This window comes from Massilia sp. IC2-477, assembly GCF_020707265.1.
In the GTDB taxonomy this organism is placed as follows: Bacteria; Pseudomonadota; Gammaproteobacteria; order Burkholderiales; family Burkholderiaceae_D; genus Telluria.
Map to the genome: position 1 here is coordinate 108,842 of NZ_JAJFEQ010000002.1, position 21,820 is coordinate 130,661.

The 21,820-nt window shown below is 64.6% G+C and carries 14 protein-coding genes and 2 tRNA genes; 5 read left to right on the top strand and 11 right to left on the bottom strand.

Features of this window, described 5'->3' with window-relative positions; genetic code table 11:
• Window positions 1-116 precede the first annotated feature (116 nt).
• Together LK542_RS03860 and LK542_RS03865 are read right to left on the bottom strand one after the other, a co-directional pair.
• Window positions 117-1,898: a S8 family peptidase gene (locus LK542_RS03860; RefSeq protein ID WP_227810891.1), complete on the bottom strand. Its 1,782-nt coding sequence runs from the start codon at window positions 1,896-1,898 to the stop codon at window positions 117-119.
• 359 nt (window positions 1,899-2,257) lie between these two features.
• Complete coding sequence (locus tag LK542_RS03865) at window positions 2,258-4,459, bottom strand: TonB-dependent receptor (RefSeq protein ID WP_227810892.1); 2,202 nt, start codon at window positions 4,457-4,459, stop codon at window positions 2,258-2,260.
• Between the two features lie 411 nt (window positions 4,460-4,870).
• Here LK542_RS03865 and LK542_RS03870 point away from each other — a divergent pair.
• Together LK542_RS03870 and LK542_RS03875 are read left to right on the top strand one after the other, a co-directional pair.
• Window positions 4,871-4,946: transfer RNA gene (locus LK542_RS03870), tRNA-Val, on the top strand.
• 42 nt (window positions 4,947-4,988) lie between these two features.
• Window positions 4,989-5,065 (top strand) — tRNA-Asp (locus tag LK542_RS03875).
• Between the two features lie 251 nt (window positions 5,066-5,316).
• On the opposite strand, the gene LK542_RS03880 is transcribed toward LK542_RS03875, so the two are convergent.
• Complete coding sequence (locus LK542_RS03880; protein WP_227810893.1) at window positions 5,317-6,471, bottom strand: diguanylate cyclase; 1,155 nt, start codon at window positions 6,469-6,471, stop codon at window positions 5,317-5,319.
• Window positions 6,472-6,724: 253 nt separating this feature from the next.
• On the opposite strand from LK542_RS03880, the gene LK542_RS03885 reads away from it, so the two are divergent.
• Together LK542_RS03885 and LK542_RS03890 are read left to right on the top strand one after the other, a co-directional pair.
• Window positions 6,725-7,210, top strand: a complete 486-nt coding sequence (locus LK542_RS03885; protein ID WP_227801253.1) for a cyclic nucleotide-binding domain-containing protein — start codon at window positions 6,725-6,727, stop codon at window positions 7,208-7,210.
• Complete coding sequence (locus tag LK542_RS03890; protein WP_227801254.1) at window positions 7,207-8,370, top strand: AI-2E family transporter; 1,164 nt, start codon at window positions 7,207-7,209, stop codon at window positions 8,368-8,370. Before LK542_RS03885 ends, LK542_RS03890 begins: the two co-directional genes overlap by 4 nt.
• A gap of 31 nt (window positions 8,371-8,401) precedes the next feature.
• Here LK542_RS03890 and LK542_RS03895 read toward each other — a convergent pair whose 3' ends face one another.
• The 6 genes from LK542_RS03895 to LK542_RS03920 form a co-directional block, all read right to left on the bottom strand.
• On the bottom strand, window positions 8,402-10,588 hold the full coding sequence (locus LK542_RS03895) for a YgiQ family radical SAM protein (RefSeq protein WP_374040122.1): 2,187 nt from the start codon (window positions 10,586-10,588) through the stop codon (window positions 8,402-8,404).
• Window positions 10,589-10,753: 165 nt separating this feature from the next.
• Complete coding sequence (locus LK542_RS03900; RefSeq protein ID WP_227801256.1) at window positions 10,754-11,038, bottom strand: DUF4404 family protein; 285 nt, start codon at window positions 11,036-11,038, stop codon at window positions 10,754-10,756.
• Window positions 11,039-11,049: 11 nt separating this feature from the next.
• Window positions 11,050-11,277 (bottom strand): VF530 family DNA-binding protein, encoded by a 228-nt coding sequence (locus LK542_RS03905; protein ID WP_227810895.1) that lies wholly within the window; start codon window positions 11,275-11,277, stop codon window positions 11,050-11,052.
• An 88-nt stretch (window positions 11,278-11,365) separates the two neighbouring features.
• A complete protein-coding gene (locus LK542_RS03910; protein ID WP_227810896.1) occupies window positions 11,366-13,504 on the bottom strand; it encodes a M3 family metallopeptidase in 2,139 nt (712 codons plus the stop codon).
• A 64-nt stretch (window positions 13,505-13,568) separates the two neighbouring features.
• On the bottom strand, window positions 13,569-15,680 hold the full coding sequence (locus tag LK542_RS03915; RefSeq protein ID WP_227810897.1) for a M3 family metallopeptidase: 2,112 nt from the start codon (window positions 15,678-15,680) through the stop codon (window positions 13,569-13,571).
• Window positions 15,681-15,786: 106 nt separating this feature from the next.
• Window positions 15,787-17,919 (bottom strand): M3 family metallopeptidase, encoded by a 2,133-nt coding sequence (locus tag LK542_RS03920; RefSeq protein WP_227810898.1) that lies wholly within the window; start codon window positions 17,917-17,919, stop codon window positions 15,787-15,789.
• A 173-nt stretch (window positions 17,920-18,092) separates the two neighbouring features.
• Between LK542_RS03920 and LK542_RS03925 the strand changes: the two genes are divergently transcribed.
• Window positions 18,093-19,388 carry an FAD-dependent oxidoreductase gene (locus LK542_RS03925; protein WP_227810899.1) on the top strand — a complete coding sequence of 432 codons (1,296 nt, stop codon included), beginning with the start codon at window positions 18,093-18,095 and terminating at the stop codon, window positions 19,386-19,388.
• Here LK542_RS03925 and LK542_RS03930 read toward each other — a convergent pair.
• The gene (locus LK542_RS03930) at window positions 19,363-19,578 is read right to left on the bottom strand and encodes a SlyX family protein (RefSeq protein ID WP_227801262.1); all 216 of its coding nucleotides are present in this window, start codon (window positions 19,576-19,578) and stop codon (window positions 19,363-19,365) included. The genes LK542_RS03925 and LK542_RS03930 overlap by 26 nt on opposite strands.
• Before the next feature lie 66 nt (window positions 19,579-19,644).
• Window positions 19,645-21,789 (bottom strand): DUF4214 domain-containing protein, encoded by a 2,145-nt coding sequence (locus tag LK542_RS03935; protein ID WP_227810900.1) that lies wholly within the window; start codon window positions 21,787-21,789, stop codon window positions 19,645-19,647.
• Window positions 21,790-21,820: the final 31 nt, after the last annotated feature.

Below are 21,820 nucleotides of genomic sequence, written 5' to 3' on the forward strand. Positions count from 1 at the left end.
GTCATTCCATACAGTATCCGTTTTTTCTTGCGAGACGTCAAAAAAGAACGCGCGGACATGCCGCGCGTTCCCGGATGAAGGCGACGCAGGGGAGGCGCGCCGCTTCGTCCTGAGCCTTACCAGCTCAGCTTCACGTTGTAGCTGCCTGCGCTACCGGTGCTGCCGCTGTAGTACACGACGCGCACGTAACGGCTGGCGGTCGTGGTGCCGGTGTTGGCCGAGCTCACGCTGTCGACCGAACCGGTACCGTTTTCGCTACGGCTGAGCAGCGTGCCCGAGCTGTTGTAGACGTACAGGTCGTAGTCCGAGCTCGAGTTCGGCGTCATCGTCGCGCTCAGGGTCCTGCCGGCCGGCAGATCGACACGGAAGTAATCCGTATCGGTCGAGCTCGACATGGTGCCGTTCACGGTGGTGCCGCTGGTCGAGACCAGGTTGGCGGCGGCCAGCGAGTTGTTCGACTCGGTTTCGTTGATGGTCGTGGTCGGCGGCGTAGTGGTGCCGCCGATCGCGGCGTTCACCGCGGCGGTCGCGTCCACGATGCCGGTGCCGCAGCCCGAGCAGGTCGCCGGGAAGGCGCGCGCGGTGGACTTCAGCATGCTTTCCACCTGGTCCGGGGTCAGGGTCGACTTGGCCGCGAACATCAGGGCCGCGACGCCGGCCACGTGCGGGGTGGCCATCGAGGTGCCCTGGTAGCCGGCGTAGTTGTCCGAGCCCGGCGTCGAGCTGCCCGAGTTCAGGGTCGAGATCACGCTGTAGCTGCCGTCGCCGCCCGGGGCTGCGACGTCGACCAGGGTGCCGTAGTTCGAGTAGGAGGCACGGCCGCCGGTCTTGCCGGTCGCGGCAACGGCGATGACGCCGGAGCAGTTCGCCGGGCTGGCGTTGCTGACGTTCATGTTGTCGTTGCCGGCGGCGACCACGACCACGGAACCGCGCGAACGGGCGCCATTGATCGCGTTCTGGGTGGTGGCGTCGCAGGCGCCGGTACCGCCCAGCGACAGGTTCAGCACCTTGGCCTTGTTGGCATTGGCCGGCGCGCCGCTCACGGTGCCGCCCGACGACCAGGTGATGGCGTCGGCGATGTCCGAGGTATAGCCGCCGCACTTGCCGAGCACGCGCACCGGCACGATCTTGGCGTTGTAGGCGACGCCGGCCACGCCCAGGCTGTTGTTGGTGCGGGCGGCAACGGTGCCGGCCACGTGGGTGCCGTGCCAGCTCGAGCCCGATGCCGGCGAACCTGCGCCGCATTCATTGGCGGCCACCCAGTCGCCCGGGTCGCTTGCGTCGCTGTCGCGGCCGTTGCCGTCGTTGCCGATGGCGGCGGTGCTGATGAAGTCATAGCCCTGCAGGATCTGGCCGCTCAGGTCGGCGTGCGGGCGGTAGCCGGTATCGATCACGGCCACGACCACGCCGGTCCCGGTCGACTTGTCCCAGGCGGTCGGCAGGCGCAGGCCGCCAGTGGTATCGGTGTAGTGCCACTGCTGGGCGTAGTACGGGTCGTTCGCGGTCGCCATGTGGGTCATGATGCGGTCCGGCTCGGCGTACTCGATGCTCGGGTCGCGCGCCATCATTTCGGCGGCCAGCTTCTTGACCTCGTCGAGGTGCTTGCGGCCGTTCAGCTTGAACACGTGGGCGCCGGTCGAGATGGTGTGGCTCTGGCTGACCAGCATGCCGAATTCCTGGCCGGCGCGGTCCAGCTTGGCCTTGCGGTCGGCGGTCACGACGGCAGCACGGGCCAGGCCCTTGGCGGCCGGCGCCGAATCCTTGTACTTCACGATGATACGGTCAGTATCGATGACAAATTTCTGCTCGGCCGCACCGGCCGTAACGGCCACGAATGCGAGCGAGATTGCAGCGCACATCTTCAACATTGCAGGATGAATCGAATGCGTTTGCTTCATGTTTCTTCCTTAGTGTGATGTTTTCCGTCAAGTGAAATGTTCCTCACCTGTGTCGTTGATTTCCGGTCATTGCCGGTGCCGTCTGGATGCGGCGAAAAGCAGCGTAATATGAAAGGAAGAGCGTGTGCGTGACAATTGGAGACAATTTCAGCGTATTAACAACACTCAAGATAACCAATAGGTCAAAAACATGTTTTCTTCGGCGAAACGTTAATTTTGGCAAATAACGTATGCCACAATTGTGTTGACATACCTCAAACTGCTTTCCCGATGGTTAATGTAGAGCTCGCTTGAAATCGCGCCATGAGGCATAAAAAAAGGCCGCGCAAGCGCGGCCTTCGTCATCGTGTTGCGGCAGCTCAGAAGTTGCCCTTGAACTGCACACCCCACTGGCGCGGCTCGTTGGTAAAGCCGGTCAGGTTGTTGAAGTCGATGGCGCCAGTGATGCGGCGCTGGTCGAGCACGTTGCGGCCGAAGGCGGCCACTTCGTACTTGCCGTTACCGAAGATGTAGCCCAGACGCACGCCGCCTTCCGTCAGCGGGGCGCCGGTGAACTCGGTCGCCTCGTACAGGAAGAAGTTGATCTTGCTGCGGTAGGCCCAGTCGGTGAAGAAGTACAGCTCGCCATCCGCGACCGGAATGCCGTAGCGGGCGGTGGCGTTGACGGTCCAGCGCGGCGCCTGCGGCAGCGCGTTGCCGTTGATGACGACACGGCCGGCGGCGTTCAGCGGATCGGTCACGGTGCACTGGGCGCACTTGTTCACCGACAGGCTGGCGTCGCGGATCTGGGTGTAGTTGTAGCTCGCGCCGGCGCTCACGCGCAGGGCGGTGCTGAGGGCCGCTTCGAAGTCGAATTCGGCGCCCTTGCCCTTGGTGCGGTCGGCGTTGATCAGGCGGTTGACGTTCGAATTGCCGCCCACCACGGTCAGCTGCTGGTCCTTGACGGTGTAGTCGTAGACCGAGAACGAGGTGCGCGCGCGGCGCTCGAACAGGTCGGCCTTCAGGCCCAGCTCATACGAGGTGATGGTTTCCGAACCGGCGACCGTGATCGGCACCGCGGCCGAGGCGGCGGCAATGCTCGGGGCGCGGAAGCCGGTGGCGACGCGGCCGTACACGTTGACATTCGGGCTCAGCTTGTAGCTGGCCGACAGGTCCCAGTTGACCTTGTCCTGGCTGGTTTCCACCGAGCGCGGGCCGATCTGGGCCACGTTCTCGTTCACCAGGGTGCGGAATTCCTTCTCGTCCTTGGTGTAGCGCAGGCCGCCGCGGACGGTCCAGTCCGGGGTGATGGTGTAGTTGACCGAGGCGAATGCCGCCCAGGCTTCGTTCTTCTGATTGCTGACCAGGCGCGAAGTGCGCGCGCCGGCATCGTTGAAGTTGTCGCTGCCGCCGGTGGCGTCTTCGTCGAAGAAGTACAGGCCGGCCTGCCAGTTCAGCGGACCGGCGCTCTTCGATTCGACGCGGAATTCCTGGGTGTACTGGTCGAGGTCGGTGATGTAGCCGCCGGTCTGGACCTGGAAGGGAATGAAGCCCGGGCCGGCCGGGGTGCCGCCGTCGATGTCGCCGCGGCTGTAGTAGTCGCTGACGTGTTCGTAGCCGGTGATCGAGAACAGGCGGAAATTGCCGAAGTCCCAGGACAGGCGCAGGTTGGCGCCGTTGGTCTTCAGGCTCTGGAAGTTCTCGGCGTTGGTGACGATCCGGTCGAGGTCGTAGCCCGGGACGATCTTGTTCGTGCCCTTCTGGATCAGGTTGGCGCGGAACAGACGGGCGCTGCCGTTGGTATTGCGCTGGTGCAGGTTCAGCAGTGCATTGAAGTTGCTGTCCGGCTGGTACAGGAACTGGATGCGCTCGGCGTGCTCGTTGTAGCCGTCGAGTTCATTGCGCTTCTGCGTCATCGCCACGTCGGCGAAGTTCTCGACGTAGTCGTCGCGGTGCTGGCCGACGGCCGACACGCGCATTGCCCACTTGTCCGACAGCGGCACGTTGACCGCGCCTTCCAGGTTGGCGGTCTCGTGGGTCGCGATCGAGGCGTTGACATAGCCTTCGGTCTTGCCCAGCTTCGGACGCTCGGATTCGAACTTGACCACGCCGGCCGGGGTGTTGCGGCCGAACAGGGTGCCCTGCGGGCCGCGCAGCACTTCGACGCTGGCCAGGTCGAAGATCGGGAAGCCTTTCAGGATCGGGTTTTCCTGCACCACCTCGTCGTACACCAGCGAGACCGGCTGCGAGGCGAAGGTATTGAAATCGGTATTGCCGTAGCCGCGGATGTAGAAGCGCGGGAAAGTACGGCCATTGGAGGATTCGACGTTCAGGCTCGGCACCTTGCCGGCCAGCAGGCGAATGTCTTCGCCGCCGGAGATCAGGACGTCCAGCTTGTCGCCCTTGAGCGCGGTGACGGACACCGGTACTTCGCGGATGTTTTCGGTGCGGCGCTGCGCGGTCACGGTGACGCTCTGCAGTTCCGGTGCATCGTTGGCGACGGTTTGCGCCTGGGCAGGCATGACTGCTGCCAGCGCCAGGGTGCCGAGCACGGCCTGGTGCAGCTTGGACATCTTGATCATGGAAGTCTTTCCTAATGATTGATAAAAGAACCGATGTCCCCGTTCTCTCTTATCTCCGCTGCGGCGATGGCGGCCGGGCAGCGCGGCGGTATGTTCCGCCTGCCGGCAGTGCATCTTGGCGATGTCTTAAGCTTGCCGGTTTAGCAAAGCGCGTATTGTCAGTGATGAATACATGCACTTGCAAGCAGAAACGGAACAGTTGAGTCTTTTTACAACACCTTTACAGGATTTCCACTTCGCAGCCATCATCGCCTTTAACAGGTGCAGCAGCAGGGGGTGGGCAGCACTTGAAAACAGGCCTTTTCAAATTTTTTTCAAAAACCCTTGCACACCTCGAATTCCAGCCTCTATAATTCGGGCCTCTTCGGACGCAATGACAAGCGTCAGACAGAAACCTCTGATGAAAGTATCGGGCGCTTAGCTCAGTTGGTAGAGCGGATCCCTTACAAGGATTAGGTCGGGAGTTCGAGCCTCTCAGCGCCCACCAAAGCACATCGGATGGTTGATCGAAGTAATGATCAGAGTAAACGGAGCGGTAGTTCAGTTGGTTAGAATACCGGCCTGTCACGCCGGGGGTCGCGGGTTCGAGCCCCGTCCGCTCCGCCAATATAAGAGGAAGGGTCCGATTCGTCGGACCCTTTTTTCGTTCAGCGGTCAGAGTGTCTGTCCCTGCGGACAGACACGGGCCACGGGCTCGAAGGGATTGCCTTGCAAGGCAATCCGCGGCCGGCGGAACGTCGGCGAGCCCCGACCGCTTTGAACACCTCAAATAAAAATGGTCCGCACAAGCGGACCATTTTTATTTGCACTTCAGTCTTTGCAGGTTTGCCCGTCTGTTCAAACACAAGCCGACCACCCTACGCACGGCGTTGTTGTGGGTGCCCCACCTCCACCCGATCCCTCCCCCCACTCTTCGCCGCATACAGCGCGTGATCCGCCCGCGCCAACGCCATCCCCAGCGTCTCGTTCGGATCCAGCACCACCACCCCGACACTGACCGTCATCGTGTACGCCGCACCGCTGGTGATCACCGTCGCTTCGCGCACCGCCAGCCGCAGCCGCTCCGCCGCCTGCTGGGCCCCGGACAAGTCCGTCCCCGGCAGCACCATCGCAAACTCTTCCCCGCCCAGCCGTCCCACGGTCTCATGCGCACGCAGGGTCGCGCGCAGGGTGTGCGCGAACACGGCCAGCGCTTCGTCGCCGGTGGCATGCCCGAAGCGGTCGTTGATCTGCTTGAAATGGTCGATGTCCATCATGGCCAGCGCCAGCGGCTGGCGCTGGCGCAGCGCGGCCTGGCGCGCATGCTCGGCGCGTTCGAGGAACGCGTGGCGGTTCGGCAGACCGGTCAGGCTGTCGGTGGTGGCCAGGCGCGCCATCTCGGCGTCGTCCTTCTCCTTGCACAGCAAGAGGAAGCCGAAGCCGTTGACGATCATGAGCAGGTAGCCGGCCAGGTAGGCCGTCTCCTGGGCGGTGCGCTGGCCGAGCGGGACATCGCTGCTCAGGCAGCTCGCCGCCCACAGCGCTACCGAGACCGCGAACAGGGCGTCGTTCAGGCCGATGATCCGCTGCAGCAGCGAGGCGCGACGGCGCGGGCGCAGCAGGATCCAGGCCATCGCCGCCGCGAACAGGGCGACCATGGCCGCCACCAGCGCCGTCAGGTAAGGCACCGGCGCGCCGGCGCTGCCGGCAGCCAGCACGATGGCCAGCGCCAGCGCCGCCATCGGCAGCAGCACGCGGCGCCAGCGCTCGAAGCCGAAGAAAATGCAGTAGGCCGCGACCTCCAGCGAGACGGCGAGCACCCAGCCCGCGCCCTCGATGCCGTTCAGCACCGGCACATCGAGGAAGGGACGGCACCAGCCCAGCAGCTGGCACATGCCGATGCCGAAGCGCGCCCACATCCACAGGCGCAGCCCCGGGCTGGGCGCGGCGCCGTGCGTATAACCCGCCATCAGCACGGCAAACGCAATATTGCCGATGCCAAGCGCCAGCAGAAAAGAATGGATATCGATCACTACCTGTCCCTATGGATGCAGCCACATAAAAGAAGCACAACCATGTTATATTATTAATATATATTGCCGTAGAGAATTATAGTACACGTTTTTTTAGAAGGAAGTCCGCACAATTGAACAGACAAGTCGGCAACATGCGCAAAGCGCAACACTTCTCGTCGAGACACTTCTCTGACACAGTTTTTGATGCACAGCAGCACCTGATAGCGGATAATCATCCGACAACATACCAACGCACCATTCTGGAGCAATCGTGATTTTCGGTTTCCTCAAGCCGCCCAAGATGTCGCCGCGCCTGCACCGGCTGAAGAACACCTCGCTGTTTTCGGCGCTGACACCCCTGGAACTGAAAATCGTCGACGGCCTGCTGCACGAGCGCCGCTACCTGACCGATGAGATCGTGTTCGACGAGGGCGAGGAAGGCCAGGCGCTGTACCTGATCATGAGCGGCCGGGTGGTGATCAACAAGCTGCACCAGGGCAGCAACCAGGTCGTGGCCGAGCTCGAACCCGGCAGCTTCTTCGGCGACCTGGCCCTGCTCGACAACTCGCCGCGCAATGCCCAGGCGCGCGCCGTCGAGCCCTGCGAGATGGCGGTGTTCTTCCGCGCCGACTTCCTCGGCCTGCTGGAAACCGATGCCGTGATCGGCTACAAGATTTCGCTGGCGCTGGCGCGCCACATCGGCCTGCGCCTGCGCGAATGGATGGGCACCGGCCGTCCCCAGCTGGAAGCCCTATGAACCGCAGCGAGCGCGCCGGGCCGGTCGTCTGGACCGGCATCATCGCCGCTACCTGCCTGCTGCTGCTGGTCGTGCAGCAGATGCTGTGGCTGGCCCTGCCCTTCATCTTCGGCGGCGTGCTGCACTACATCCTGGTCGGGCCGATGCAGCGCCTGGTACGCGCCGGCTATGGCAGGAACAGCGCCGCGATGCTGGTCTGCCTGCTGTTCTTTGCCTTCCTCACGCTGGCCCTGACCGCGGCCTTCTCCTGGAGCCGCGGGCCGGAGGAAGAGTCGTGGGAACAGACGATCGGCCTGTACCTCGACGGCGGGATCGCCTTCGTGCACAACACGACGGCCCTGCTGGAAAAGAAGTTCCCGCTGCTGGCCGAGATGCACCTGACCTCGACCGTGAACACGGTGTTCCGCAATCTCACCGACAACTTCGCCGAAAAGCACCTGGGCGAGATCCTGGTGGCGCTGGCGACCTGGGTACCTTCGCTGCTGCTGGCGCCCTTCCTTACCTTCTTCTTCCTGCGCGACGGCCTGCGCTTCAAGAAGTTCCTGGCGCGCGCCGTGCCCAACGCCTATTTCGAACGGGCGCTCTACCTGCTGCACGAAGTGGACCAGACCGCGCGCCGCTACTTCGAAGGCCTGCTGAAACTCACCGTGCTCGACACCGCGGTGCTGGCGCTGGGCCTGTGGACGATCGGCGTGTCCTCGCCGCTGCTGCTCGGGCTGATGTCGGCGGTGCTGGCTTGGGTGCCTTTCGTGGGCTCGGTGGTTGGCTGTGTGCTGGTGGTGATCGTGGCCTCCACCGACGCCCCCAACAACCCCTTCATCGCCTATGGTGCGATCGGTGTGTTCGTGCTGGTGCGCCTGCTGGACGACTTCGTGTTCATGCCGCTGACGCTGGGCCGCAGCATCCGCGTGCATCCCCTGGTGACGGTCCTGATGATCTTCGTGGGCGGCGCGTTGGCCGGGGTGGTGGGGCTGATGCTGGTGTTGCCGCTGCTGGGCGTGGTGATGGTGGTGGGCGAGACCCTGGGGCGGCTGGTGACCAACCCGCGCCTGCGTGCGCGCCACCGCTATGCGCGGGCGCTGCGCACGCGCCAGGCCAGTGTGGACCTCGATATCGCACGCGAACGGCGCGGGGCGCCGACGCCCAACGCAGGGCTCTGACGAAAAAACCGGCGCATGCGCGCCGGTTCGTTTAACGCTTGGTGCTGCCCGCCTTGGGCTTGGTTTTGATGGTCGACAGGATCGACGGCTTCACCTTGGAAGGCGGCGCCACGAACGGCGTCTTGGCGGGAGCCCGGTCGTTGCCGCGCGCGGCACGCTTCGGCGCCACCTCGATCGTGCGGCCCTTCGGCACACCGCCCGGCACGCGCCGGTCTTCCCGTACCATCGAAGCACCCTCGTCGGATGCCGGCACCAAGTGGCGCTCGCCGTTGCCGATCAGGTCACCCCGGCCCATGCGGCGCAGGCCCTCGCGGATGACCGGCCAGTTCTCCGGATCGTAATAGCGCAGGAAGGCCTTGTGCAGCTTGCGCGTCTTGCCGCTCTTGGCGGTCTCGACGACTTCCGAATCCTCGGTCACCTTCGCCAGCGGGTTCTTGCCCGAGTGGTACATGGTGGTCGCCATCGCCATCGGGGTCGGCGTGAAGGTCTGGACCTGGTCGAGCTTGAAGTTGTTCTTCTTCAGCCACAGCGCCAGGTTCAGCATGTCCTCGTCGGTCGAACCCGGGTGGGCCGCGATGAAGTACGGGATCAGGTACTGCTTCTTGCCGGCCTCGATCGAGTACTTGTCGAACAGGCGCTTGAACTCGTCGTAGGCGCCGATACCCGGCTTCATCATCTTCGAGAGCGTCCCCTGCTCGGTGTGCTCCGGCGCGATCTTCAGAAGGCCGCCCACGTGGTGGGTCACCAGTTCCTTCACGTACTCGGGCGAGCGCACGGCCAGGTCGTAGCGCAGGCCGGAACCGATCAGGATCTTCTTGATGCCGGGGATGGCGCGCGCCTTGCGGTACAGCGAAATCAGCTTGCTGTGGTCGGTGCCCAGGTTGCTGCAGATGGTTGGGTACACGCAAGACAGGCGGCGGCAGGATTCCTCGATCTTCTTGTCCTTGCAGGCCAGCCGGTACATGTTGGCCGTCGGACCACCCAGGTCGGTGATGGTCCCTGCAAAATTCTTGGTCGTGTCGCGGATCAGTTCAATCTCGCGCAGGATCGAGGGCTCCGAGCGGCTCTGGATGATGCGGCCTTCGTGCTCGGTGATCGAGCAGAAGGTGCAGCCGCCGAAGCAGCCGCGCATGATGTTGACCGAATAACGGATCATTTCCCAGGCCGGGATGTGGGCCTTGCCGTAGCTCGGGTGCGGCGCGCGCGCGTACGGCAGGTCGTAGACGTTGTCCATCTCGTCCATGGCCAGCGGCAGCGGCGGGGCATTCAGCCAGACGTCGCGGTCGCCGTGCTGCTGCACCAGCGCGCGTGCGTTGCCCGGGTTCGACTCGAGGTGGAACACGCGCGAGGCGTGCGCGTACATCACCGGGTCTTCGCTCACGGTTTCAAAACTCGGCAGGCGCACCACGGTCTTGCGCGCCTTTTCACGCGCCGCGGCCTGGCGCTCTTCGCGCGTCATGATGACGATCGGCTTGACCTCGGGTTCCGGCTTGGCGTTCTCCGTGGCGCAGGCGGTGGTGTCTTCCTGCGCCATCGCGTAGGGGTTCGGATGCGGATCGACGCGGCCCGGCACGTCGACGCGGGTCGAGTTGTGCACGCTCCACTCTGCGTCCGGCAGCCAGCCGTGCGGCACCAGGAAGGCGGTGCCGCGCAGGTCGCGGATGGTCTTGATGTTCTCGCCGGCGGCGATGCGGCGGGTGACGTCCACCAGCGCCCGTTCGGCGTTGCCGAAGATGACCAGGTCGGCCTTCGACTCGAACAGCACCGAGCGGCGCACCTTGTCCGACCAGTAGTCGTAGTGGGCGATGCGGCGCAGCGAAGCCTCGATGCTGCCGGCGATCACCGGCACGCCCGGGAAGGCTTCGCGGGCGCGCTGGCAGTAGACCGTGACGGCACGGTCCGGGCGCTTGTTCGGCTCGGCGTTGGGGGTGTAGGCGTCGTCGGAACGGATCTTGCGGTCGGCCGTGTAGCGGTTGACCATCGAGTCCATGTTGCCGGCGGTAATGCCCCAGTACAAATTCGGCTTGCCGAGCGCGCGGAAGGGCTCGACCGAGGTCCAGTCCGGCTGGCTGATGATGCCGACGCGATAACCCTGCGCTTCCAGCAGACGGCCGACCAGGGCCATCCCGAAGCTCGGGTGGTCGATGTAGGCGTCGCCAGTGACCAGGATGATGTCGCACGAATCCCACCCGAGCTTGTCCATTTCGGCGCGGGTCATCGGGAGGAAAGGCGCGGCGGCAGCGCGGCTGGAGCGCTTCGGGACGCTCGCGAAAAGGTTCTGGGGGGAGTTCATTGGCCGGTATTGTACCGGAAAACCATTTTCGGGTCTCCCTCCCCTCCCAAAAATGGCTTAGTTATCAATGACTTGCTGATGAGCAGCGCTCTAGATTCCCATATTGGAGAGCATGTTGCCAAGCTGACGCAGGCCGGCCGAGACGGTCGGGTGGTTCACGTTGAAGCGGGCCGCCAGCTCCTGGGTGCGCGAGGACAGGCCGTAGGTGTTCTCGTCGCGCTGGTTTTCTTCGCGAAGCGCCAGGGCGCGGTCGATGTCGCCGTCGAGCTGGCGCAACAGGGTCTCCAGTTCCGGGTCAACGTCCCTGGTTTCCTGCAACTGGCGGTGCAGGGCTTTCAGGTGCGCTTTCAGGTTTGTATCATTCTCGTTCTGCATAGTCGTTCTCGCTAGTTGGTGAAGCGGGTCTCGAGATACAGCTTCTCGACCTGATCGCGCGCCCACGGGGTACGGCGCAAAAACTTCAGGCTCGACTTGATGCTGGGGTCTTTCTGGAAGCAGTTGATGTCGATCCGGCGGCCGAGTCCATCCCAGCCGTAGTGATCGACGAGACGGGTTAACAGGGATTCTAAGGTAATACCGTGGAGAGACTGAACACTCATCGCTTGCTGTGCCATGCATAAAAAAAGGGAACCATGCCAAAGGCATCGTTCCCCGATTTTACGTGAAGCCGGCCGGCCGCATGGCACGGCCGGCTTCGCGTGATCACTCGCCAGTCAGGCCGCGGCGTTCCAGCAGCGGACGCACCTGCGCATCGCGGCCGCTGAAGTTGCGGTACATCTGCATCGCATCCAGCGTACCGCCGCGCGACAGCAGGGTCTTGCGGAAGTGGTCGCCGTTCTTGCGGGTCAGGCCACCGTTCTCCTTGAACCAATTCACCGTATCGGCGTCCAGCTTCTCCGCCCACAGGTAACCGTAGTAGCCGGCCGAGTAGCCGCCCGAGAAGGTGTGCGAGAAGTAGGTGGTGCGGTAGCGCGGCGGCACCAGGTTGAAGTCGACGCCGGCCTTTTTCAAGGCATCAGCCTCGAAGGACAGTACGTCGGTCGGGATCTGGTTCGGCGACAGCTGGTGCCAGGCCTGGTCCAGCAGCGAAGCCGCCAGGTACTCGGTGGTGCGGAAGCCTTCGTTGAACTGCTGCGAAGCCTGCACCTTGTCCAGCAGTTCCTTCGGCATCGGGGCGCCGGTCTGGTAATGCTTGGCGTAGTTGGCCAGCACTTCCGGCCAGGCCATCCACATCTCGTTCACCTGCGACGGGAACTCGACGTAGTCGCGCGGCACGCGCGAGCCCGAGAAGCGCGGGTATTTCACGTCCGAGAACATGCCGTGCAGCGCATGGCCGAACTCGTGGAAGGTGGTGCGCACTTCGTCGTAGGTCAGGAGCGTCGGCTCGCCGGCGGCCGGCTTGGCGATGTTCAGGTTGTTGGCGATCACCGGCTTGGTGCCCAGCAGCTTGGATTGCGGGACCCAGGCATTGGCCCAGGCGCCGCCGCGCTTGGTCGAACGCGCATACGGGTCGAAGGTGAAGATCGCGAGCTGCTTGCCGTCGTGGTCGAACACGTCGAACACGCGCACATCCGGGTCGTAGACCGGCAGGTCCTTGCGCTCCTTGAAGCTGATGCCGAATTCCTTGTTCGCCGCGAAGAACACGCCGTCCTGCAGCACGCGGTTCAGTTCGAAGTAAGGCTTGAGCTGGTTGGCATCGAAAGCGTACTTGGCGGCGCGCACCTTGTCGCTGTAATAGCCCCAGTCCTGCGGGCCGGCCTTGAAGCCGCCGCCTTCGGCGTCGATCACCTTCTGGATCTCCGCGGCTTCCTTCTTCGCATTGTTCACGGCCGGCTTGGCGAATTCCGCCAGCAGCTGGTTGACGGCGCCTGTGGTCTTGGCGGTCTGGTCTTCCAGGTTGTAGGCGGCGTGGTTCGGGTAGCCCAGCAGCGCGGCGCGTTCGGCGCGCAGCTTGGCGATCTTCAGCACCACGTCGCGGTTATCGAATTCACCGCCGCGCGAACCGCGCGCCAGCGACGCGGCCAGCAGCTTTTCGCGGGTGGCGCGGTTGGTCAGGACCGACAGGCCGGCCTGCTGGGTGGTGTTCACCACCGGGATCACGAACTTGCCGTCCATGCCGCGCTTCTTGCCTTCCGCGGCGGCGGCGTCGATCTGCTTGTCCGACATGCCGGCCAGTTCGGCGCGGGTGTCGACCACCAGGGCCGAGGCGTTGGCTTCCTTCAGGACGTTCTGCGCGAATTGGGTCGACAGCGCGGCCAGCTGTCCGTTCATTTCCTTCAGCTTCTGCTTGTCGGCATCCGACAGCTTGGCGCCGGCGCGCACGAAATCGGTGTGGTAGCGCTCGATCAGGTACTGCGATTCCGCGTCCAGGCCCAGCTTGGTGCGGCGGTCGTACAGCGACTTGATGCGCGCGTACAGCTTCGGGTTCAAGCGGATCGCATCGTTGTGGGCCGACAGCTTCGGTGCGTTTTCCTTGGCGAGGGCGATCAGGGTGTCGTTGGTGTAGGAGCCGCTCAGGGTGCCGAAAGCGGCGCCGACACGGTTCATCAGCTGGCCCGAACGCTCCATCGCCACGATGGTGTTCTCGAACGTCGGGGTGGCCTTGCTGTTGGCGATCTTCTCGATCTCCGCCGCTTCCTGGCGCATCGCTTCGGCAAAGGCCGGCGCGAAGTGTTCGTTCCTGATCTTGTCCCAGGCCGGGTATTGGAACGGCAGGATGCTCGGCTTGGCGAAGGGGTTAGAGGCTTCGAGCATGGAGGCCGGAGCAGTGGGTGCAGCAACTGCGGCCAGGCTCGAGACGGCGCTGGCGGCGGCAACCAGGAAGATGTGTGGACGGTGCATATTGCCCTCGTTTTGGTTATGGAAAGTTATACGGGAGCCGCCTGGGCGACTCCCGGGACTACGCTCAGTTCAAACCGCGGCGTTCCAGCAGCGGCTCGATCACCGGATCGCGACCGCGGAAGTCGCGGTACATCTGCACCGCATCCATGGTGCCGCCTTTCGACAGCACCATGGTGCGGAAGCGGTCGCCGTTCTTGCGCTGCAGGCCGCCGTTTTCCTTGAACCATTCGCCGGCGTCGGCGTCCAGGCGCTCGGCCCACAGGTAGCTGTAGTAGCCGGCCGAGTAGCCGCCCGAGAAGGCGTGCGAGAAGTAGGTCGAGCTGTAGCGCGGCGGGACCGGCGCGAAGTCCAGGCCCGCCTCCTTCAGGGCCTGCTCTTCGAAGCTCTTCACGTCAGCCGGGATGGCCTTCGAGCCGAGCTGGTGCCAGCGCTGGTCGATCACGGCCGCGGCCAGGTACTCGGTGGTGCGGTAGCCTTCATTGAAGCGCTGCGAGGCGCGCAGCTTGTCCAGCAGCTCTTTCGGCATCGCTTCGCCGGTCTGGTAGTGCTTCGCATAATTGGCCAGCACTTCCGGCCAGGCCATCCACATCTCGTACACCTGCGAAGGCAGCTCGACATAGTCGCGCGGCACGCTGGTACCCGAGAAGCGCGGGTACTTCACTTTCGAGAACCAGCCATGGGTGCCGTGGCCGAATTCGTGGAAGGTGGTGCGCACCTCGTCCCAGCTGAGCAGGGTCGGCTCGCCCGGCGCCGGCTTGGCCAGGTTCAGGTTGTTGGTGATGACCGGCTTGTCGCCCAGCAGGGTGCTCTGGCTGACCAGGGCGCTCATCCAGGCGCCGCCGCGCTTGTTCGGGCGCGCGTACGGGTCGAGCACGAAGATCGCCAGGTGGGCGCCGTTCTCTTCGAAGACGTCGTACACGCGCACGTCGGCGTCGTACACCGGCAGGTCCTTGCGCTGCTTGAAGGTGATGCCCCACAGCTTGTTGGCGGCGAAGAAGGCGCCGTCGTTCAGCACGCGGTCGAGTTCGAAATACGGCTTCAACTGGTTGGCGTCGAAGGCGTACTTGGCGGCGCGCACCTTGTCGCTGTAGAAGTTCCAGTCATACGCGGCGACCTTGAAATTGCCCTTCTCCGCGTCGATCACTCCCTGGATCTCGGCAGCTTCCTTCTTCGCGTTTCGCACCGCGGGCGCGGCCAGGTCGGACAGCAGCTTGTTGACGGCGGTGGTGTCCTTGGCGGTCTGGTCTTCCAGCGAGTAGGCGGCGTGGCTGCTGTAGCCCAGCAGCTCGGCGCGCTCGGCGCGCAGCTTGGCCAGCTGCAGCACGATGTCGCGGTTGTCGAATTCACCGCCGCGCGAACCGCGCACCGTCGAGATCGACAGCAGCTTCTCGCGGGTGCCGCGATTGCTCAGCTGCGACAGCGGACCCTGTTGGGTCGTGTTCACCACCGGGATCACGAACTTGCCGTCCAGGCCGCGCTTCTTCGCTTCGGCGGCGGCGGCCACGATGGCCTTCTCCGGCAGGCCGGCCAGCTCTTCGCGGGTGTCGACCACGAAGGCCGAGGCGTTCACTTCCTTCAGCACGTTCTGGCTGAACTGGGTCTGCAGCGCCGCCAGCTTGCTGTTGTACGCGCGCAGCTTGTCCTTGTCGGCGCTGGAGAGCTTGGCGCCGGCGCGCACGAAGTCCTTGTGGTAGCGCTCGATCAGGTAGGTCGATTCGGCGTCCAGGCCCAGCTTGGCGCGCTTGGCGTACAGGGTCTGGATGCGCTGGAACAGCTTCGGATTCAGGCGGATCGCGTCGCCGTGGGCGGCGAGCTTGGGCGCCAGTTCCTTGTCCAGGGCCTGCAGGGTGTCGTTGGTGTAGGAACCGACCAGGGCCGAAAACACCGAGGAAACGCGGTTCAGCAGGCGCCCCGAACGCTCCATTGCGACAATGGTGTTCTCGAAGGTCGGCGCAGCCTTGTTGTTGGCGATGGCGTCGATTTCGCGCGCCTGCTCGCGCATGCCTTCGTCGAAAGCGGGCGCGAAGTGCTCGTCCCTGATCTTGTCGAAGGCCGGGTAGCCGTACTGGAGGGTGCTCGGCTTGGCGAAGGGGTTGGACGCGTCGAGCGGTGCGGCATAGGCCAGGTTGGCCATCGCGACGCTGGCCGCGATCAGGAGCATACGGGGACGATTCATGGTGTCTCGGATAATGATTGGACTACGTTGATACACGCCCGTCCTGTGCTGCCAGGCTTGTGGCCCGGCAGCACAGGACGCGGCGCAGGAAAGCCGGGTGAGCGGCTCAGTTTCCGGTGAGGCCGCGGCGTTCCAGCAGCGGCTCGATGACCGGGTCGCGGCCGCGGAAGTCGCGGAACAGGTCCATCGCATCGGCGCTGCCGCCGCGCGACAGCAGGGTCTTGCGGAAGTGGTCGCCGTTCTTGCGCGACAGGCCGCCGCTCTGCGTGAACCACTGCACCGTATCGGCGTCGAGCTTTTCGCTCCACAGGTAGGCGTAGTAGCCGGCCGAGTAGCCGCCGTTCATCGAGTGCGAGAAGTAGGTCGTGCGGTAGCGCGGCGGCACCGGGGCAAAGTCGACGCCCGCGTCCTTCAGCGCCTTGGCCTCGAAGGCCAGCACGTCGCTCGGGATCTGCGACGGCTTGAGCTGGTGCCAGCGCTGGTCGAGCAGCGAGGCGGCCAGGTACTCGGTGGTCATGTAGCCCTGGTTGAACTTCTTGGAAGCGACCACCTTGTCCAGCAGCTCTTTCGGCATCGGCGCGCCGGTCTGGTGGTGCTTCGCGTAATTGGCCAGCACTTCCGGCCAGATCGCCCACATCTCGTTGACCTGCGACGGATACTCGACGAAGTCGCGCGGCACGTTGGTGCCCGAGAAGTGCGGGTACTTCACGTTCGAGAACATGCCGTGCAGCGCGTGGCCGAACTCGTGGAAGGCGGTGCGCACTTCGTCGTAGGTCAGCAGCGTCGGCTCGCCCTGGGGCGGCTTCGGAATGTTCAGGTGGTTGCCGACCACCGGGCGCTTGGCCAGCAGGTGAGACTGCGACACGTATTCGTTCATCCAGGCGCCGCCCTGCTTGTTGCCGCGGGCGTAGGGGTCGAAGATGAAGATCGCCAGCTGTTTGCCGTCGTGATCGAATACATCGAAGGTGCGCACGTCCGGATCGTACACCGGCAGGTCCTTGCGCTCCTTGAAGGTGATGCCGTATTCCTTGGTGGCGGCAAAGAACACGCCGTCCACCAGCACGCGGTTCAGTTCAAAGTAGGGGCGCAGCTGGTTCTCGTCGAAGTTGTACTTCGCGGCGCGCACCTTGTCCTGGTAGATCGGCCAGTCGTACGCGGCGACCTGGAAGCCGCCCCGCTCCTTGTCGATGATCTTCTGGATTTCGAGCGCTTCCTTCTTCGCGTTGTTCACCGCGGGCTTGGCCAGCTCGGCCAGCAGCTTGTTGACGGCGGCCGGATTCTTGGCGGTTTCCAGTTCCTGCGAATAGGCGGCGTAGCTCGGGTAGCCCAGCAGCGCCGCGCGTTCGGCGCGCAGCCTGACCAGCTTGAGCACCAGGTCGCGCGAATCATACTGGCCGCCGCGGCTGCCGCGGTTCAGGGACGCGGCCATCAGGCGCTCGCGGGTCTTGCGGTCGGTGAGGCTGGACAGCGCCGGCTGGCTGCTGGTGTTGACGATCGCAATCGCGAACTTGCCTTTCTGGCCGCGCTTTTCCGCTTCCGCGGCGGCGGCATTGATCTCGGCATCCGAGAAGCCGGCCAGTTCGGCGCGGGTATCGACGATCAGCGCCGAGGCATTGGCTTCCTTCAGCACGCGCTGCGAGAAGTCCGACTGCAGCGAGGCGATCTCGGCGTTGTATTTCTTGAGCTTGTCCTTGTTGGCGGCGGACAGGTTGGCGCCGGCGCGCACGAATTCCTTGTACACGCGCTCGAGCAGGTGCTTCGACTCGGCGTCCAGTGTCAAGCCGGCGCGCTTGTCGTGCAGGGTCTTCACGCGCTGGAACAGCGCCGGGTTCAGGTAGATCGCATCGCTGTGGGCAGCCAGCTTGGGCGACATCTCGCGGTCGACCGCGTCCAGGGTGTCGTTGGTATTGGCGGTCTGCAGGTTCGAGAAGGTCATGGCCACGCGCGTGAGCAGCTGGCCGGCGCGCTCCATCTCGACGATGGTGTTGTCGAACGTCGGCGCCGCCTTGTTGGTGGCGATCGCATCGATCTCGCGCAGGTGCTCGGCCATCCCGGCCGCGTAGGCGGGCAGGAAGTGTTCGTTCTTGATCTTGTCGAAGGCCGGATAGTTCAGCGGCAGGCTGCTGGGCTGGGCGAAGGGATTGGAGGCGTCGAGGGCGGGTGCCGCAGGTGCTGCGATTGCCGATGCATGGATGAATGCGAGGCTGGCGGCAACGATGAGCGGGTAGGGTCGGTTCATGAGATCTTTCACGGACTCTTGGGAAGGAGCTGCCGCGTGTACTCGACAGCCGTTGCGCGAAGATCATAGCAGGCTTATACACACATCGTCACAACAATAAAGGTATGTATATGGCATGTAACCGACATGTATCTTCATGTATCAAAACGCCGTGCTAGCATGCGCCGTTACGCATGAATACCTTCACCGACCCCTCCTTTGACGCGATCGTCGTCGGCACCGGCCCCGGCGGCGCCAGCACCGCGCGCGAGCTGGCGCAGTCTGGCGCGCGCGTGCTCGTGCTGGAACAGGGCAGCGCCGCGCCGCTCGCCGGCACCATGGGGCAGATGGCCACCATGGCGCTGCCGGGACGCGGCGCCTGGCTGCACCGCGATGCCTCGCTGCTGGTATCGGGCACCACCCTGGGCGGCAGCTCGGCGCTGAATTTCGCCACCGCCAGCGCCCCGCCGGCCGCCATGTTCGCGGCCCACGGCATCGACCTGGCCCCCAGCCTGGCGGCCCTGCGCGCCGAGCTGCCGCTCGCGCCCCTGCCCGACAGCCTGGTCGGCCCGATGGCGGCGCGCATCATGACTGCTGCGCGCGCGGCCGGCTTCGCCTGGCACAAACTCGACAAGATGATCCGGCCGCAGGCCTGCCGCAGCGGCTGCTGGCGCTGCGTCTACGGTTGCCCCTACGGCGCCAAGTGGAGCGCGCGCGACTTCGTCGACGAGGCCTGCCGCCACGGCGCCGTACTGTTGGACCGCAGCCGGGTACTGCGCGTGCTGATGCAGGACGGCCGTGCGGCCGGGGTGGAATTCAAACGCGATGGCGCCATCCGGACGGCACGCGCGCCGCTCGTGGTGCTGGCTGGCGGCGGCATTGGCAGCCCGCGCCTGCTGCATGCGTCGGGGCTGGGGCCGCGCCACGCGCCCTTCTTCAGCGATCCGGTGGTGGCGGTGATGGGCAGCGTCGATGACCTCGAAGGCGGCGCCGAAGTGCCGATGGCGGCCGGCGCCAGCTTTCCCGAGGAAGGCATCGCACTGGCCGACCTGACGCTCCCGAACGCGATGTACACGGCCTTTGCGCTGCAGGCGGGCCGGGTCGACCGCGTGGGCGCGCACCGGCGGACCTTGAGCATCATGGTGAAGATCCGTGACGACATCGGCGGCGCCGTCGGGCCGCGCTGGGTCGACAAGCGCCTGAGCCCGGGCGACCGCGCGCGTCTCGACCAGGGCGTCAAGATGGCGCGCGCCATCCTGGCGCAGGCGGATGCGAAGCAGGTGTTCGTCACCCACCACTTCGCCGCCCATCCGGGCGGCAGCATCCGCATCGGCGCCGGCGTGGACAGCGAACTGCGCGCCGCGCCCGGCCTGCACGTATGCGATGCCTCGGTGATTCCCCAGCCCTGGGGACTGCCGCCGACCCTGACACTGCTGTGCCTGGGCAAGCGGCTGGGGATGATGCTCAGTAGTGGGGCGGCTTCTCGTTGACCGGCCCCTGGCGGGTGGACTGCAGGGTGCGGACGTGGTCGGCCAGCGCGGCGACCATGGCTTCGAGCTGGTCGATGCGGCGCTCCTGGCGGTAGATGGTCTGGTTCAGCGTCTCGACCAGGTCTTCCTGGTGCGAGAGCTTGATCTCGATATCGACGAAGCGATCGTTGATCGGGTCTTCATGGCTCATTGGCTGCCTCCCGGCGCAAAGCCGGCATTATGCCATTTCGGTACGCAGCCAATGAGCGGCCCTGGATCACGCCCAGGGCGAGTAGTCCATGCCGTCCTGGATCGCGGCGATGACCTGGGCCTTGTTCTCCGGGCTTTCGCTGAAGTCGACCAGGATCTGTTCGCGGCTGCCGGTGGCAATGCGGCCTTCCCAGTAGACGTAGCCGCCGGCGTCCGGTTCACGGTCCAGGATGTTCAGGTACATCTGGCGGATGAACTGGGCATCGGTCGGGTTGGCGCCATAGATGCCCGCGAATTCCGTCGTCTTCATGAAGTCGGACGCCACCTGCTGGATGGTGGAGCCGTTTTCCATGCGCCAGATCCAGTAGCTCAGGCCCGCCTTTTCCGGCGCACGGCCGAGGGCCGCTTCGTACATGCGATAGGCCTGGCCCGCGATGCCGTCGACGTCGAGCGCCTTCCAGGTATCGTTGAACTGGATGCGCTCGACGTTGATCAGGTTGTCGGTCCCCAGGTTGCCGAGCGTGTCGGTCACGGTGACGCCGTAGACGCCGCGCTTGAGCGTGAAGTGCTCGCTCAGGCCCGCGTACACGACGGTATCCCTGCCGCCTGCGCCGTCGACCGCGTTGTTGCCGACGCCCAGGTTGGTGATGCGGTCGTTCTGGGCGGTGCCGGTCTGGCTGAGCGTGCTGTCGATGGTGAAATTCAGGTAGTCGCTGGCGCTGGTGGCGTTGCCGGCGATGTCCTCGGACGCGGCAATCGCTTTGTACACGCCGTTCGGCAGCGCTGCCGAGTCGAGCTTCCAGCTGCCGTCGCCCTTGGTGACGGTGCGGCCGATTTCGATGGCGCGATCGCCGTCGACGCGGTACAGCTTGATCGTCGAATTGGCTTCGGCGGTGCCGCTGAACACCGGCTGGTTGCTGCTCGTGGCCAGGGTCATCGTCGAAGTCGGCTTGACCGGCGCCGTGGCGTCGACATTGAAGCCGACCGCTTCGCTGAAGGCCGACACGTTGCCGGCGGCGTCGGTCGCGGTGGCGCGCACCGAATAGTTCAGGCCATCGTTGAACACGGTGGTGGCAACGACCGAATACAGGCCCTTGGCGTCGGCCTGGGTTTCCGCGACCATGCGCTCGCCCACGTAGATGCGGACCGTGGCGTTCGCTTCGGCCTGGCCGGTGAACAGCGGTTTGCTGAACGAGGTGAAGTTGGCCGCGTTCTTGGTCACCGACAGGCTCGGTACGGCCGGCGGCGTGCTGTCGCTCAGCACCTGCGCACGCTGGTATTTGCCGTCCACGAAGGAGAACTGCTCGACGTTGCTGATGGTGACCGTGCCCAGGCTGGCGTGGCTGGCCAGCACGTTGCCGCTGGCGTCCTGGCTGAAGGTGTATTCGCCGCGCACGCGGCCGAAGGAGACCGTATCAACGCCGGCGCCGCCATCGATGATGTCGTTGCCGCCCGCACCCGCGAGCACGTCGTCGAAGGCGGTGCCGGTCAGGCGGTCCACCGCGCTTGTGCCGGTGATGTAACGGCCGCCGGTGGTCGAGTTGATGCCGAGCGCGCCGCGCAGGCCGTCGCCGCCGTACAGCCAGTTCAGGGCTGCGATGTCGTAGGGGCTGAAGGTGCTGTAGGGTCCGCCGCTATCGGTGTAGGACATCAAGGTATTACGAGTATTGTCCTGGCTGACCGGCAGGTGGACATCGTCCTCGAACGGGTGCTTCAGGCCGAGCGCATGGCCCAGTTCGTGCAGCAGGGTCTGGTAACCCACGCCGCCCGGTTCCAGGTCGCGGTTCTGGAAACGCCATTCGAAATTGTCGAGGTAGACATAGGCCTGCGGCTTGTAGTCGATCAGCGTGTTCCCAACACCATAGGTGTATGGAGCGTTCCAGCTGCACAGCCCTGTGGTATTGCTGCCTTCGATGTCCAGGTTGGCCAGGTGAAGCTGGGCGCTGGCGCCGTTCGCGGTCTCGACGAACTGGATGCCGGTCAGCTGCTGGAGGTAGTCGAACGCGCCGCGCGTGGCGATCTGCTGCGCCTGGGTAAACGCTTCCTGGCCAGTCACATCCTTTTCATTGCCCGAAGAAATCGAGAAAGTGTAGTAGATCGTGTTGGCGGGGCCCGTGGTCAGGAAATTCCAGTCAGGGCCCTTGTCGAGCAGCGCGTCAATGTGGTTCAGCCCGGAACGGGGCGTATTTTCGAGGTCGGAAACGTTTGCCATGGGCGAAATCTAAGTAAAGTGGGACGTGAGC

Bases quoted from the DNA above. Each gene is read 5' to 3' on its own strand.
- LK542_RS03860 (WP_227810891.1), bottom strand. From the start codon at position 1,898: ATGAAGCAAACGCATTCGATTCATCCTGCAATGTTGAAGATGTGCGCT.
- LK542_RS03865 (WP_227810892.1), bottom strand. From the start codon at position 4,459: ATGATCAAGATGTCCAAGCTGCACCAGGCCGTGCTCGGCACCCTGGCG.
- LK542_RS03890 (WP_227801254.1), top strand. From the start codon at position 7,207: ATGAACCGCAGCGAGCGCGCCGGGCCGGTCGTCTGGACCGGCATCATC.
- LK542_RS03895 (WP_374040122.1), bottom strand. From the start codon at position 10,588: ATGACCCGCGCCGAAATGGACAAGCTCGGGTGGGATTCGTGCGACATC.
- LK542_RS03900 (WP_227801256.1), bottom strand. From the start codon at position 11,038: ATGCAGAACGAGAATGATACAAACCTGAAAGCGCACCTGAAAGCCCTG.
- LK542_RS03905 (WP_227810895.1), bottom strand. From the start codon at position 11,277: ATGGCACAGCAAGCGATGAGTGTTCAGTCTCTCCACGGTATTACCTTA.
- LK542_RS03910 (WP_227810896.1), bottom strand. From the start codon at position 13,504: ATGCACCGTCCACACATCTTCCTGGTTGCCGCCGCCAGCGCCGTCTCG.
- LK542_RS03915 (WP_227810897.1), bottom strand. From the start codon at position 15,680: ATGAATCGTCCCCGTATGCTCCTGATCGCGGCCAGCGTCGCGATGGCC.
- LK542_RS03920 (WP_227810898.1), bottom strand. From the start codon at position 17,919: ATGAACCGACCCTACCCGCTCATCGTTGCCGCCAGCCTCGCATTCATC.
- LK542_RS03925 (WP_227810899.1), top strand. From the start codon at position 18,093: ATGAATACCTTCACCGACCCCTCCTTTGACGCGATCGTCGTCGGCACC.
- LK542_RS03930 (WP_227801262.1), bottom strand. From the start codon at position 19,578: ATGAGCCATGAAGACCCGATCAACGATCGCTTCGTCGATATCGAGATC.
- LK542_RS03935 (WP_227810900.1), bottom strand. From the start codon at position 21,789: ATGGCAAACGTTTCCGACCTCGAAAATACGCCCCGTTCCGGGCTGAAC.